The 14662-nt window shown below is 57.8% G+C and carries 11 protein-coding genes; 7 read left to right on the top strand and 4 right to left on the bottom strand.

The annotated features are described in order from the left end of the window. The first annotated feature begins 4 nt into the window (after nt 1-4). Both JQ845_RS07460 and JQ845_RS07465 read left to right on the top strand, forming a co-directional pair. Nucleotides 5-2464 (top strand): EAL domain-containing protein, encoded by a 2460-nt coding sequence (locus tag JQ845_RS07460; protein WP_003447073.1) that lies wholly within the window; start codon nt 5-7, stop codon nt 2462-2464. Nucleotides 2465-2509: 45 nt separating this feature from the next. Further along, nucleotides 2510-3295: a TenA family transcriptional regulator gene (locus JQ845_RS07465; protein WP_003447075.1), complete on the top strand. Its 786-nt coding sequence runs from the start codon at nt 2510-2512 to the stop codon at nt 3293-3295. An 86-nt stretch (nt 3296-3381) separates the two neighbouring features. On the opposite strand, the gene JQ845_RS07470 is transcribed toward JQ845_RS07465, so the two are convergent. The 4 genes from JQ845_RS07470 to JQ845_RS07485 form a co-directional block, all read right to left on the bottom strand. Continuing rightward, nucleotides 3382-4122 carry a YciK family oxidoreductase gene (locus JQ845_RS07470; RefSeq protein ID WP_003447076.1) on the bottom strand — a complete coding sequence of 247 codons (741 nt, stop codon included), beginning with the start codon at nt 4120-4122 and terminating at the stop codon, nt 3382-3384. 42 nt (nt 4123-4164) lie between these two features. After that, the gene (gene mupP / locus JQ845_RS07475) at nt 4165-4836 is read right to left on the bottom strand and encodes an N-acetylmuramic acid 6-phosphate phosphatase MupP (RefSeq protein WP_161718385.1); all 672 of its coding nucleotides are present in this window, start codon (nt 4834-4836) and stop codon (nt 4165-4167) included. Nucleotides 4837-4839: 3 nt separating this feature from the next. Continuing rightward, nucleotides 4840-5538 carry a bifunctional 2-polyprenyl-6-hydroxyphenol methylase/3-demethylubiquinol 3-O-methyltransferase UbiG gene (gene ubiG / locus JQ845_RS07480; protein WP_003447081.1) on the bottom strand — a complete coding sequence of 233 codons (699 nt, stop codon included), beginning with the start codon at nt 5536-5538 and terminating at the stop codon, nt 4840-4842. Between the two features lie 64 nt (nt 5539-5602). Continuing rightward, on the bottom strand, nt 5603-6934 hold the full coding sequence (locus JQ845_RS07485; protein ID WP_203008824.1) for a TRZ/ATZ family hydrolase: 1332 nt from the start codon (nt 6932-6934) through the stop codon (nt 5603-5605). 108 nt (nt 6935-7042) lie between these two features. Between JQ845_RS07485 and mtnA the strand changes: the two genes are divergently transcribed. From mtnA to hisC, 5 genes are all read left to right on the top strand, one after another. Then, nucleotides 7043-8119 carry an S-methyl-5-thioribose-1-phosphate isomerase gene (gene mtnA / locus JQ845_RS07490; RefSeq protein WP_010656184.1) on the top strand — a complete coding sequence of 359 codons (1077 nt, stop codon included), beginning with the start codon at nt 7043-7045 and terminating at the stop codon, nt 8117-8119. Nucleotides 8120-8521: 402 nt separating this feature from the next. Then, nucleotides 8522-11185 (top strand): DNA gyrase subunit A, encoded by a 2664-nt coding sequence (gene gyrA / locus JQ845_RS07495; protein ID WP_003447086.1) that lies wholly within the window; start codon nt 8522-8524, stop codon nt 11183-11185. Nucleotides 11186-11354: 169 nt separating this feature from the next. Further along, nucleotides 11355-12440 (top strand): 3-phosphoserine/phosphohydroxythreonine transaminase, encoded by a 1086-nt coding sequence (serC, locus tag JQ845_RS07500; RefSeq protein WP_003447088.1) that lies wholly within the window; start codon nt 11355-11357, stop codon nt 12438-12440. Continuing rightward, nucleotides 12440-13534: a prephenate dehydratase gene (gene pheA, locus JQ845_RS07505; RefSeq protein ID WP_003447098.1), complete on the top strand. Its 1095-nt coding sequence runs from the start codon at nt 12440-12442 to the stop codon at nt 13532-13534. The genes serC and pheA overlap by 1 nt, the downstream gene beginning before the upstream one ends. Nucleotides 13535-13545: 11 nt before the next feature. Then, nucleotides 13546-14658 carry a histidinol-phosphate transaminase gene (gene hisC, locus JQ845_RS07510; protein ID WP_161718391.1) on the top strand — a complete coding sequence of 371 codons (1113 nt, stop codon included), beginning with the start codon at nt 13546-13548 and terminating at the stop codon, nt 14656-14658. Nucleotides 14659-14662 lie beyond the last annotated feature (4 nt).

Here is a 14662-nt window from a genome sequence, read left to right on the forward strand (position 1 = left end):
ACTCATGAAGCACAAGCGTCCCCTCGGTACCCCACGCCTTTTGGGAATCGTCTGGCCCTTTATTGCGGTCGTGCTGTTTCAAGCGCTATTGGGTTGTCTCAGTCTTTATATGCTCTCAGCGGTGCGAGGCTATGTCGCAGGCGAAAGTCTGTGGTCCAAAGGACAGAAAGACGCCATTTACTACCTCCATCTGTATGCCGACAACCGCGATCCGGCGGTTTTCGAGAAGTACCTGCAAGCGATCAAGGTGCCCCAGGGCGGACACCGGCTGCGCATGGCACTGGATCAGTCACCTCCAGACCTTGCCGAGGCGCGCGAGGGCATTCTGCAAGGGGGTAATAGCCCTGAGGATGTCTCGAGCATTATCTGGTTTTATCGTTATTTCCATGATTTCAGCTATATGCGCACAGCCATTGAGAAGTGGAGTGTGGGTGATCAATACCTGATAAAACTGGATGATCTGGCGCAGGAAATTCACCGCAGTCTCAATGCCAATCAAGCCAGCGCCGCTGACGTAGCAGGCTGGCAGTCCGCTATCTCGCGGATCAATGAAAGTGTCGCCCCGCCGGCCAAAGCCTTTAGTGACGCACTGGGTGAGGGCTCGCGATTTATTCTGAAATTGTTGGTCATCATCAATTTCGCGACGGCGCTAGGGCTGATTCTTTTGGCTTTACTGCGCACCCACAAAGTGTTGAGCCAGAGCCGGGAATTTGCCGAAGCCCTGCAGGTTGAAAAAGAGCGGGCGCAAATCACCCTTGAATCTATTGGTGACGGGGTAATAAGTACGGATGTAAGCGGTTCCATCACTTATATGAATCCGGCCGCGGAACAGTTGACGCTCTGGAAGTCCGGGCAGGCGCAAGGCGTACCCTTGGCCGCATTGTTCAAGTTGCTCGACGAAAATGTCCTTGATGATGGTTTCAAACTGATAGACCGCATTCTCGGCGGCCAGTTGGGTAATACCAGTGAACATTCAAAACTGATTCAGCGCACGGACGGCAGTACGGTTTCCGTGGCACTGGTGGGGGCGCCAATCCTGCATGCCGGCAAGGTGAGCGGTGCGGTGCTGGTGCTGCATGACATGACCCGTGAGCGCCAATACATTGCCAACTTGTCCTGGCAGGCGACCCACGATGCACTCACCGGCCTGGCCAATCGTCGCGAGTTTGAATATCGGCTGGAGCTGGTGTTGCAGAATCTGGCGCGACAGCAAGGCCGGCACGCATTGATGTTTCTTGATCTGGACCAGTTCAAGCTGGTCAACGACACCTGTGGCCACGCTGCGGGTGACGAGTTGTTGCGGCATATTTGTGCATTGCTGCATTCGGGTTTGCGTGAGGGCGATACGCTGGCGCGTCTTGGGGGAGATGAGTTCGGTATCCTGCTGGAAAATTGCCCGGCCGATGCCGCTGAAAAAATTGCCGAGGGTTTGCGCCAGACCGTACAAAGGCTGCACTTCGCGTGGAAGGGACGCCCGTTCCTGAACACCATCAGTATCGGTCTGGTGCATATCCAGCAAGCCCCGGTGACCCTGGAAGCCTCAATGCGTGCGGCGGACATGGCTTGCTACATGGCCAAGGAAAAGGGGCGTAACCGGGTTCAGGTCTACCATGCGGATGATTCAGAGTTGTCACTGCGCTTTGGTGAAATGGCATGGGTACAGCGCTTGCACGTGGCGCTGGAAGAAAACCTGTTTTGCCTTTATGCGCAAGAGATCGCTCCATTGGGGCGGGCCCCGGAAGGCGGCGGGCACATTGAAATCCTGTTGCGCCTGAGCGATGGCAGTGGCGGCCTGATCTTGCCTGACAGTTTTATTCCGGCTGCCGAGCGTTATGGTCTGATGGCTTCGATTGACCGTTGGGTTGTGGAAAACGTATTCAAGATTATTTCTCGGTGCTCGGCGCCGCGGGCAGAACATTCAATGGCGATGTGTGCCATTAACCTCTCGGGGTCGACCATAGGCGATGACGAGTTCCTGGCTTTTTTGCTCGAGCAATTTGAATGTTATGGCGTGGCACCCGAGCTGATCTGTTTTGAAATTACCGAAACCAGTGCAATTGCCAACTTGGGCAGTGCCATCCGCTTCATAAATGAACTTAAAGGGCTGGGCTGTCACTTTTCCCTGGATGACTTTTGCGCCGGGATGTCTTCGTTTGCCTACTTGAAACATTTGCCTGTGGACTATTTGAAAATAGACGGCAGTTTCGTCAGGGATATGCTGGATGACCCCATTAATCGGGCAATGGTTGAGGTGATCAATCATATAGGGCACGTTATGGGTAAGCGGACAATTGCCGAGTTTGTTGAAAGTCCGCAGATTGAACAGGCATTGATTGAGATCGGGGTCGACTATGCTCAGGGATATATAGTTGAGCGCCCACAATTGTTTACCTGTGACAGCTTGTGGACTCGACCTGTACGCCCCAAAGCCCTGGCTTTGAAGTTGCCGGGCACTTTGCGTTGATGAGGTGTCCGATTTTGTAAATCACCTCTGAGAAGGAACTTGATTGTGATGGATGCATTTGTACGTACCGGGCCTCTTATGGAAGCGACCAGCTATCCCAAGTGGGCGCAAAAGCTGATCCGCGACTGTAGCGAGAGCAAGCGCCGTGTCGTCGAGCATGAGGTATATGCACGCATGCGTGATAACACGCTGAGCCCGACAATCATGCGGTTGTACCTCATTGGCGGATGGCCGGTGGTAGAACAGTTTTCGTTGTACATGGGGCATAACCTGGGGAAAACCCGTTATGGGCGTCATCCCGGGGAAGACATGGCCCGCCGTTGGCTGATTCGCAACATTCGGGTCGAACTGAACCACGCCGATTACTGGGTCAACTGGGCCAATGCCCATGGCGTCAGCCTTGCTGACATGAATGCCCAGGACATACCGTTCGAGTTTCAGGCGCTGAACGACTGGTGCTGGCATACCTGCACTGCGGATTCGCTGGCGGTATCCATGGCCGCGACCAACTATGCCATTGAAGGCGCCGTGGGCGAGTGGGCTGCAGTGGTGTGTTCGCAAAACGTTTACGAGGAGTCGCTGCCGGCAGAAGGGCGCAAGCGCGCCATGAAATGGCTGAAGATGCACGCTCAGTACGATGATGAGCACCCTTGGGAAGCGCTGGAGATTATTTGCACCCTGGCGGGGATGAATCCCAGTGAAGCGTTGCAAACCGAGCTGCGTAAAGCCGTTTGCAAGAGCTATGACTACAAGTATCTGTTTTTGCAAAGCTGTCTGCAGTATGAAAAAAAGCCGGTGGTGCGCAAGCGTCCGGAATTGGTTGAGGGCTGATCCCGGGGGATTGACTTGCCCGGGTCTATAAAAAAACCGCAGCTGGCATTCATTCGCCAGTTGCGGTTTTTTTGTTGGCCGATTCGTTATTGCGCGTCGAATGCCTGGCCGTTTACGCCGGTGCTGTCCGGCCCCATCAGGTACAGGTAAACCGGCATGATGGCTTGTGGTTCCGGGTTGTTCAGCGGGTTCTCACCCGGGTATGCCAGGGCCCGCATGCTGGTGCGGGTCGCGCCCGGGTTGATGCTGTTGGAGCGTACGGCTGCCACGCCATCGACTTCGTCGGCCAGGGTTTGCATCAAGCCTTCGGTGGCAAATTTCGAAACCCCATAAGCCCCCCAATAGGCGCGGCCTTTGCGGCCTACGCTGCTGGAGGTGAAAATAACCGATGCGTCCTGGGACAATTTGAGCAGTGGCAGCAGGGTGCTGGTGAGCATAAACATGGCGTTTACGTTTACCTGCATAACCCGCATGAAGTTTTCGCCCGAGAGTTGTTCCAGGGGCGTGCGCGGTCCAATGATCGAGGCGTTGTGCAGCAGGCCGTCAAGGTGGCCGAACTCGTTTTCGATCATGGCGGCCAGCTCATCGTATTGATGGGGCTGGGCGGTTTCGAGATTGAAAGGAATGACTGCGGGTTGCGGGTGGCCAGCAGCTTCTATTTCGTCGTACACCTGGCTCAGATTGGACTCGGTTTTACCCAGCAGCAGCACGGTAGCCCCGTGCGCGGCATAGGTTTTGGCTGCTGCAGCGCCGATGCCGCGGCCGGCACCGGTCACCAGAATCACCCGGCCCTGAAGCAGGTCGGGGCGAGCGGAATAATCAAACATAAAAAACCTCAACAGAAATCAAAGATCGTTCTGCGCCCGCTGTCAGCAACTGCACATCGCGTTATCCAGTACTTTGCGCAATTCGCTCGGGTGGTCGACCACTACGTCGGCGCCCCAGTGGTCGGGGTTGTCGTCGGGGTGAATGTAGCCAAAGCGTACGGCGGCGGTCTTGGTACCGGCATCGCGGCCGGATTCGATGTCGCGAAGGTCATCGCCGACAAACAGAACGCTGCCCGGGTCAAGGTTGAGCATCTTGCAGGCGAGAATCATTGGCTCGGGGTCGGGTTTGCTGCGGCTCACGTGGTCCGGGCAGATCAGTACCGCAGAGCGTTCCGCCAGGCCCAGCCGCTCCATGATTGGTTGGGCAAAGCGCACGGGCTTGTTGGTCACGACGCCCCAGACCAGGTGGGCCTGTTCAATGTCGGCCAGCAGTTGCTCCATGCCATCGAACAGCTTGGTGTGTACCGCACAGTCCTGTTGATAGCGCTCGAGGAATTCAAGGCGCAGTTCCTCGAACCCCGGTGCTTCAGGGTCCATGCTGAAGGTCACTGCGACCATGGCCCGAGCCCCGCCGGAGATCTCGTCGCGAATCAGCTTGTCGTCAATGGGCGCTAGCCCGCGATCGGCGCGCATGGCCTGGCAGATGGCGATAAAGTCCGGCGCGGTATCGAGCAGGGTGCCGTCCATGTCAAAAAGAACTGCTCTTAAACGCATGGGTCACTCCTCGCGAAGGGTCTGGATCATGTAGTTGACGTCGACATCGGCGCCCAGCTTGTAGTGCTTGGTCAGCGGGTTGTAGGTCAGGCCGGTGATGTCCTTGACGCTCAGGCCGGCCTGGCGGCTCCAGGCACCCAGTTCGGAAGGGCGGATGAATTTCTTGAAGTCGTGGGTCCCGCGCGGGATCAGCTTCATGATGTATTCAGCGCCGATAATTGCGAACAGATAGGCTTTCGGGTTGCGGTTGATGGTGGAGAAGAACACTTGGCCACCCGGCTTGACCATGCGGTAGCAGGCGCGGATTACGGATGCCGGGTCCGGCACGTGCTCGAGCATTTCAAGGCAGGTAACGACGTCGAACTGCCCGGGCATTTCGTTGGCCAGTTCTTCAGCCGTGATCTGGCGGTATTCAACATTCACGCCCGATTCAAGCTGATGCAGTTGTGCCACTGCCAGCGGGGCTTCGCCCATGTCTATGCCGGTTACGGTTGCGCCGCGCTGGGCCATGGACTCACTGAGAATGCCGCCGCCGCAGCCGACGTCGAGCACTTTTTTCCCGGCCAGCTGCACGCGTTCGTCAATCCAGTTCAGGCGCAGCGGGTTGATGTCGTGCAGGGGTTTGAACTCGCTTTCACGATCCCACCAGCGATGGGCAAGCGCTTCGAATTTAGCGATCTCGGCGTGGTCGACGTTGCTCATGGGTAAATCCTCTAAAGCTGAAAAATCCTGGTATTACTTCAGGCACAGGCCTGAAGGTCTTGAATCAATGGGGTTGGCTGCTGATGCGCTGGCCCCAGGCCTTGGCGGTTGCGCAGAGCTGTTGCTCGTCCATTCGGGTCAGTTTGCCATCATCGAGCAAGTGTTTGCCCCCGACCCACAGGTGTTTTGCACAGTCGCGGCCAGTGGCGTAGATCAGTTGCGAGACAGGGTCGTAAACCGGTTGCTGGGCCAGCCCGCTCAGATCGAAAGCTACCAGGTCGGCAGCTTTGCCAGACTCGATCGAACCGATGTCATTATCCAGGCCCAGTGCCCGGGCTCCGTTGAGCGTTGCCATGCGCAAGGCGCGATGGGCGTCCAGTGCGGTGGCCGAGCCTGCCACGGCTTTGGCCAGCAGTGCGGCGGTGCGGGTTTCGCCCAGCAGGTCCAGATCATTATTGCTGGCAGCACCGTCGGTGCCAACCGCGACATTGACCCCTGCCAGCCACAAACGCTCGACCGGGCAGAAGCCGCTGGCCAGTTTGAGGTTGGATTCGGGGCAATGAATCACGCTGGCGTTGCTTTCTACCAGCATTGCCAGGTCGGTATCGCTGATCTGGGTCATGTGCACGGCCTGAAAGCGTGGCCCCAGCAAGCCCAGTCGGGCCAGGCGGGCTATCGGGCGTTCGGCATGTTGCTCGACGGCCTGTTGCACTTCGAAAGCGGTTTCGTGGACGTGCATCTGGATTGCAGCATCCAGTTCATCGGCCATTACCCGGACTTTTTCCAGGTTCTCGTCGCCCACGGTATAGGGGGCGTGCGGTCCGAAGGCGATTTTGATCCGCGGATGGTGCTTCAGGTCGCCAAACAGCTCGACGGCCTGGCGCAATGCTTCATCGGCCGAGCTTGCGCCGGGAATCGGAAAGTCGAGAACCGGAATGGCGATTTGGGCACGAATGCCACTGTTATGCACGCGCTCGCAGGCGGTCCGGGGATAAAAGTACATATCGCTGAAACAGCTGATGCCGCCCTTGAGTTGCTCGGCAATGGCCAGATCGGTGCCGTCGCGCACGAAGTCTTCATCCACCCATTTGGCCTCGGCGGGCCAGATATGCTGTTCCAGCCACGTCATCAATGGCAGGTCATCGGCCATGCCGCGGAACAGGGTCATGGCCGCGTGGCCGTGGGCATTGACCAGACCGGGGGTGAGCAACATGTCAGGCAGCTCACGGGTTTCGCGGGCGGTATGTTTCAAGGCTTCGAGGCGCGGGCCGATGAACACGATGCGCCCGTCCGCGATGCCCACCCCATGGTCCTTGAGTACCACCCCGGCTGGCTCTACGGGCACCAGCCAGGTGGGCAGCAGCAACAGGTCGAGGGACAGGGGCAGGGTGGGCATCGAAAACGGCTTCCAGTGCGATATTAAAAGGAGGCGAAGTATACCCGAGCGTCTTAAAGGTGGGCTCGCTATAATCGGCGGCTTTGTATCTGTGTGATAGGGGTAGGCATGCGCGATCGACTGTTGGCGGCAGAAAAGGTAAAGGCCATCGATTGGCGGGGTGAGGCCCTGTACCTGCTGGATCAGCGCAGTTTGCCTTTTGATGAGAGCTGGCTGGCCCATACCAGTGCCGAAGCAGTGGCCCAGGCTATTCGCGCCATGGTGGTGCGTGGTGCACCGGCGATCGGCATCGCAGCTGCGTATGGCGTAGTGCTTGCGGCGCGTGTACGCAAGGCTGCGGGTGGCGATTGGGTCGGGGCGCTGGAAGAGGACTTTGCGCTGCTGGCGGACGCCCGGCCCACCGCAGTGAATTTGTCCTGGGCACTCAATCGCATGCGTGATCGTTTGAACCGTGCCAAAGCCAGGGCCGATGTTCTGCACATACTTGAGGCCGAGGCTGTGGCGATTCATGAAAGTGATCGCGAGGCCAATCTGACCATGGCGCAGTTGGGCGTCGATGTGATTCGCCGTCATCAGGGCAACGCTCAGACCGTACTGACCCATTGCAACACCGGTGCCCTGGCCACGGGCGGTTTTGGTACCGCGCTGGGCGTGATTCGGGCTGCCTGGCTGGAAGGCATGATCGAGCAGGTCTACGCCGACGAAACCCGGCCCTGGTTGCAGGGCTCGCGACTGACTGCCTGGGAGTTGGCGAATGAGGGCATCCCGGTGGTGCTCAATGCTGACTCGGCTGCGGCACACATCATGAAAACCAAGGGCGTGACCTGGGTGATAGTCGGCGCTGACCGGATCACGGCCAATGGCGATGTGGCAAACAAGATTGGCACCTACCAGCTGGCGGTAAATGCCATGCATCACGGTGTGCGCTTTATGGTGGTGGCGCCAAGTTCAACCATCGATATGGAGCTGGCCAGTGGTGACGACATCCCTATCGAGGAGCGTGACGCCAGTGAGTTGCTGGAGGTGGGCGGCCACTGTGTCGGTGCGCCTGTGCAGACATTCAATCCGGTATTTGATGTGACACCGGCCGATCTGATTGATGTGATTGTTACCGAGAAGGGCATCGTCGAGCGTCCGGATGCGGCAAAAATGGCGCAACTGATGTGTCGCAAGCGATTGCATTGATAAATTGCACCTGCTGGGGTTGGCGAAGGTTGCGCCGGGTTGCAAGGCCGCGCTGTTGTTGAAGGTCCTGTGTACCTGATTGCAGCCTGCGTTTGCAGCTGCAGAATCTGCTCCGCTTACCCCTTGAATCGCTTCCAGAGCCTCTCTGGGCACGCTCAGGCCCACAACCTGTCCAATTACTACGCTCCATGCGCATCTGGGGGATAGGTGCGTAGCGGCGTTTGTGATAACATTCGGCGGTTTCCAGGGTAGTCCGCAAGGGTTGCCCTTACTGCGCAAATCCGTGGCATAACTCGTTGATTTGTCGTAAGTCGCTGCATGGCACTTGGTCAGCAGCGGCGAGCTTCGTTCGTCCCGAATGGATGTGGCGAAGTTTCACCCGAAAAAGGAATCAGGCTTCTCATGGGCGAACTGGCCAAAGAAATCCTCCCGGTCAATATCGAAGACGAGCTGAAACAGTCCTATCTCGACTACGCGATGAGCGTAATTGTCGGGCGGGCACTGCCTGATGCACGCGATGGCTTGAAGCCCGTGCACCGGCGTGTGTTGTTTGCGATGAGCGAACTGAACAACGACTGGAACAAACCGTACAAGAAATCTGCCCGTGTGGTCGGTGACGTAATCGGTAAGTATCACCCGCATGGTGATACCGCGGTTTACGACACCATCGTTCGAATGGCTCAGCCATTCTCTCTGCGCTACCTGCTGGTAGACGGTCAGGGCAACTTCGGTTCGGTCGACGGCGACAACGCTGCGGCCATGCGATACACCGAAGTGCGCATGACCAAGTTGGCCCACGAACTGCTGGCTGACCTGCACAAAGAGACCGTGGACTGGGTGCCGAACTACGACGGCACGGAAATGATCCCGGCCGTCATGCCGACCCGTATTCCCAACTTGTTGGTCAACGGCTCCAGCGGTATCGCTGTGGGCATGGCCACCAATATCCCGCCGCACAACCTCGGTGAAGTGATCGACGGTTGCCTGGCGCTGATCGACAACCCGGAACTGAGCATCGATGAACTGATGCAGTTCATTCCGGGCCCGGACTTCCCGACCGCAGCAATCATCAACGGTCGCGCTGGCATCATCGAAGCCTATCGCACCGGTCGTGGCCGCATTTACATGCGTGCCCGCTCGATGATTGAAGACATCGACAAGGTCGGTGGCCGTCAGCAGATCGTGATCACCGAGCTCCCGTACCAGTTGAACAAGGCGCGCTTGATCGAGAAGATCGCCGAGCTGGTTAAAGAGAAGAAGCTCGAAGGCATCACCGAACTGCGTGACGAGTCCGACAAAGACGGTATGCGTGTTGTAATCGAACTGCGTCGTGGTGAAGTGCCGGAGGTTATTCTCAATAACCTGTATGCCCAGACCCAGTTGCAAGCGGTGTTCGGTATCAACATCGTTGCGCTGATCGACGGTCGCCCGCGGATCCTCAACCTCAAGGATCTGCTGGAAGCCTTCGTTCGTCACCGTCGTGAAGTGGTTACCCGTCGTACTGTTTTCGAACTGCGCAAAGCCCGTGAGCGTGGCCACATCCTTGAAGGTCAGGCGGTTGCCCTGTCCAACATCGACCCGGTCATTGCATTGATCAAGGCTTCGCCAACTCCGTCTGAAGCCAAGGAAGCGCTGATCAGCACGCCTTGGGAGTCCAGTGCGGTAGTGGCGATGGTCGAGCGTGCCGGTGCGGATTCGTGCCGCCCTGACAACCTGGATCCGCAATACGGCCTGCGTGAAGGCAAGTACTTCCTGTCGCCAGAACAGGCGCAAGCCATTCTTGAGCTGCGCTTGCACCGTCTGACCGGTCTTGAGCACGAGAAGCTGCTGGCCGAGTACCAGGAAATCCTCAACCAGATCGGTGAGCTGATCCGCATCCTCAATAGCGCCGTGCGCCTGATGGAAGTGATCCGCGAGGAGCTGGAAGTCATTCGTGCGGAATACGGTGACGTTCGTCGTACCGAAATTCTGGATCACCGTCTCGACCTGACCCTCGGTGACATGATCCCGGAAGAAGAGCGTGTGGTGACCATTTCCCACGGTGGCTACGCCAAGACCCAGCCATTGGCTGCGTACCAGGCTCAGCGTCGCGGCGGTAAAGGTAAATCGGCTACTGGCGTCAAGGATGAGGACTACATCGCTCACCTGCTGGTTGCCAACAGTCACACCACGCTCTTGCTGTTCTCCAGCAAAGGCAAGGTGTACTGGCTCAAAACCTACGAAATCCCTGAAGCATCCCGTGCTGCGCGTGGTCGTCCGCTGGTTAACCTGCTGCCGTTGGGTGAGGGTGAATACATCACCACCATGCTGCCGGTGGAGGATTACACCGAGGGGCACTTCATCTTTATGGCAACCGCTAACGGTACCGTGAAGAAGACCCCGCTCGAATCCTTCAGCCGTCAACGCAGCGTGGGCTTGATTGCGCTGGAGCTGGACGAAGGTGACGTACTGATCAGTGCCGCGATTACCGATGGTGAGCGCGAAGTCATGCTGTTCTCCGATGGCGGCAAGGTGACTCGCTTTAAAGAGTCCGACGTGCGTGCCATGGGTCGTACGGCCCGCGGTGTTCGCGGCATGCGTCTGCCAGAAGGTCAGAAGCTGATTTCGATGCTGATTCCTGAAGAAGGCAGCCAGATCCTCACCGCTTCGGCGCGTGGTTATGGCAAGCGGACTGCGATCAGCGAGTTCCCTGAGTACAAGCGTGGCGGTCAGGGCGTTATCGCCATGGTCAGCAACGACCGTAACGGCCGTCTGGTCGGTGCCGTTCAGGTGCTTGATGGCGAAGAGATCATGCTGATCTCCGATCAGGGCACCCTGGTGCGTACCCGTGTCGATGAAGTGTCGAGCTTGGGTCGCAATACCCAGGGCGTCACCTTGATCAAGCTGGCCAGCGATGAAACGCTGGTCGGGCTGGAGCGGGTTCAGGAGCCGTCGGAAGTCGAAGGTGAAGAGCTTGAAGGTGAGGTCGATGGTGGTGTTGAGCTCGATGACGAGGTCATCCACGATGGCGTCGACGACGAGCAGCCGCTAGAGGCTGGCGCTGACGAAGAAGAGCCGCAGGAATAAGCGGGTACACAGGGGGCGGATGAAGATTCGCCCCCTTGTTGTATGTGTGGAGGCGATATTGCTCGCGATGAGTGACTGTTGCACCGCAGTCGCCTGCAAGCCCTCACATTGAACAATGTGTCGATAATTGATTTATTGCGTGACCCACCAAATCAGAGTGAGAGTGGATGTGAGCAAACGAGCCTATAACTTCTGCGCAGGTCCTGCTGCGCTGCCTGAAGCTGTCCTGTTGCGTGCCCAGTCCGAGTTGCTCGACTGGCATGGCAAGGGCCTCTCGGTCATGGAAATGAGCCATCGCAGCGATGAGTTCGTGTCTATTGCGACCAAGGCTGAGCAGGATCTGCGTGACCTGCTGTCTATTCCCTCGAACTACAAAGTCCTGTTTCTGCAGGGTGGCGCAAGCCAGCAATTTGCCCAGATCCCGCTGAATCTGCTGCCGGAAAATGGCAAGGCGGATTACATCGATACCGGTATCTGGTCGCAAAAAGCCATTGAGGAAGGTTCGCGCTTTGGCCACATCAATGTGGCTGCCAGCGCCAAGCCTTACGATTACTTCGCGATTCCCGGTCAGAATGAATGGAACCTGTCGAAAGACGCGGCCTACGTTCATTACGCGCCCAATGAAACCATTGGCGGCCTGGAATTCGACTGGATTCCGCAAACGGGCGATGTGCCGCTGGTTGCCGACATGTCTTCTGACATTTTGTCGCGTCCGGTCGATATTTCCCGCTTCGGCATGATCTACGCCGGCGCCCAGAAAAACATCGGTCCGAGCGGTATTGTGGTCAACATCATTCGTGAAGACCTGCTGGGCCGGGCGCGCTCGATCTGCCCGACGATGCTCGACTACAAGGTCGCGGCAGACAACGGCTCGATGTACAACACGCCTCCGACGCTGGCCTGGTATCTGTCCGGCCTGGTGTTCGAGTGGCTCAAAGAGCAGGGTGGTGTAGAGGCCATCGGCAAGCTTAACGAAGTCAAAAAACGCACTCTGTATGACTTCATTGACGCCAGCGGCCTGTACAGCAACCCGATCAACAAGACCGACCGCTCGTGGATGAACGTGCCGTTCCGTCTGGCTGACGATCGTCTCGACAAGCCGTTCCTGGTGGGTGCTGAAGCGCGCGGGTTGTTGAACCTCAAAGGGCATCGCTCGGTGGGTGGCATGCGGGCTTCGATTTATAACGCTGTGGACATTACTGCGGTTAACGCGCTGGTGGCTTACATGGCAGAGTTTGAGAAGGAACACGGCTAATGTCCGAGCAAGAGCTTAAGGCGCTGCGCGTGCGCATCGACAGCCTGGACGAAAAGGTTCTGGAGCTGATCAGCGAGCGTGCCCGCTGCGCCCAGGAAGTGGCGCGGGTAAAAATGGCAAGCCTGGCTGAAGGCGAAGTGCCGGTATTTTATCGGCCCGAGCGTGAGGCTCAGGTGCTCAAGCGGGTAATGGAGCGCAACAAAGGTCCGTTGGGTAACGAAGAGATGGCGCGTCTGTTTCGCGAAATCATGTCTTCGTGCCTGGCGCTGGAGCAGCCACTGAAAGTGGCTTACCTCGGGCCGGAAGGCACCTTCACCCAGGCCGCAGCAATGAAGCACTTCGGGCACGCGGTCATCAGCAAGCCGATGGCGGCGATCGACGAGGTGTTTCGTGAAGTGGCGGCAGGCGCCGTCAACTTTGGCGTGGTGCCGGTGGAGAACTCCACTGAAGGTGCTGTGAACCACACGCTGGACAGTTTTCTCGAGCACGACATGGTTATCTGTGGCGAAGTTGAGCTGCGGATCCACCATCACCTGCTGGTCGGTGAAAACACCAAGACCGACAGCATCAGCCGTATTTACTCCCATGCCCAGTCGCTGGCCCAGTGCCGTAAGTGGCTGGATGCGCATTATCCGAACGTCGAGCGGGTTGCTGTGTCGAGCAATGCCGAGGCGGCCAAGCGGGTCAAGGGTGAGTGGAATTCGGCAGCGATAGCCGGCGATATGGCTGCCGGCCTCTATGGTTTGACCCGACTGGCGGAAAAAATTGAGGATCGCCCTGACAACTCGACGCGATTCTTGATGATCGGCAGTCAGGAAGTGCCGCCGACCGGCGATGATAAAACATCGATTATCGTGTCAATGAGCAACCGTCCGGGCGCCCTGCATGAATTGCTGGTGCCGTTCCATGAGAACGGGATCGATCTGACACGTATCGAGACGCGTCCTTCGCGTAGCGGTAAATGGACCTATGTATTCTTCATCGATTTTGCTGGCCATCACCGTGACCCTTTGGTCAAAAGTGTTCTGGAGCAAATCAGTCAAGAAGCAGTGGCGCTTAAAGTGCTGGGTTCCTACCCGAAAGCGGTTCTCTGAGGCGGTCATACATGAGCGGTGATTTTCTCGCCCTGGCGCAGCCGGGCGTACAACAACTTTCGCCTTACGTCCCGGGCAAGCCTGTGGATGAGCTGGCGCGTGAGCTGGAGATTGATCCGGCCACCATCGTCAAGCTGGCGAGCAATGAAAATCCTATGGGGGCAGGTCCGAAGGCGCTGGAAGCCATTCGCAATGAACTGGCGGAGCTGACCCGCTATCCGGATGGTAACGGTTTTGCCCTCAAGAGCTTGCTGGCTGAGCGTTGCGGTGTGCAACTCGATCAGGTGACCCTGGGCAACGGCTCCAACGATATTCTGGAACTGGTGGCCCGGGCCTATCTGGCGCCGGGCCTGAATGCCGTGTTCAGCGAGCATGCCTTCGCGGTGTATCCGATTGTGACCCAGGCGGTGGGTGCGCAGGCGCGAGTAGTGCCGGCCAAGGACTGGGGGCATGACCTGCCTGCCATGCTTGAGGCGATTGACAGTGATACCCGGGTGGTTTTCATCGCCAATCCGAATAACCCTACCGGGACCTGGTTTGGTGTCGATGCACTGAACGAGTTTTTGCAGGACGTCCCCGAGCGGGTTCTGGTGGTGCTGGACGAGGCCTATATCGAATATGCGGAAGGCGGCGAGCTGCCGGACGGTCTGGAGTTTCTCTCGGCCTATCCTAATCTGCTGGTCTCTCGTACGTTTTCCAAGGCTTATGGCCTGGCTGCCCTGCGGGTTGGTTATGGCCTGTCGACAACGGTTGTGGCGGATGTGCTGAATCGGGTTCGTCAGCCCTTCAATGTCAACAGTCTGGCGCTGGCTGCGGCCTGTGCTGCACTGCAGGATGCTGACTATCTGGCTGAAAGCCGCCGTCTTAACGAGGCGGGCATGCAGCAGTTGCTGGACGGTTTTCGTGAGCTGGGTCTGGGCTGGATTCCATCCCGCGGTAATTTCATTGCGGTGGATCTCGGTCAAGTGGCTGCCCCGGTTTATCAGGGGCTGTTGCGTGAAGGTGTGATCGTGCGTCCGGTGGCCAATTACGGTATGCCGAACCACCTGCGTATCACTATTGGTCTGCCGGCGGAAAATACCCGTCTGCTTGAGGCGCTGGCCAAGGTTCTTGCTTGTGGTTGATGTA

The organism is Pseudomonas paraversuta (genome assembly GCF_904063065.1).
In the GTDB taxonomy this organism is placed as follows: domain Bacteria; phylum Pseudomonadota; class Gammaproteobacteria; order Pseudomonadales; family Pseudomonadaceae; genus Aquipseudomonas; species Aquipseudomonas paraversuta.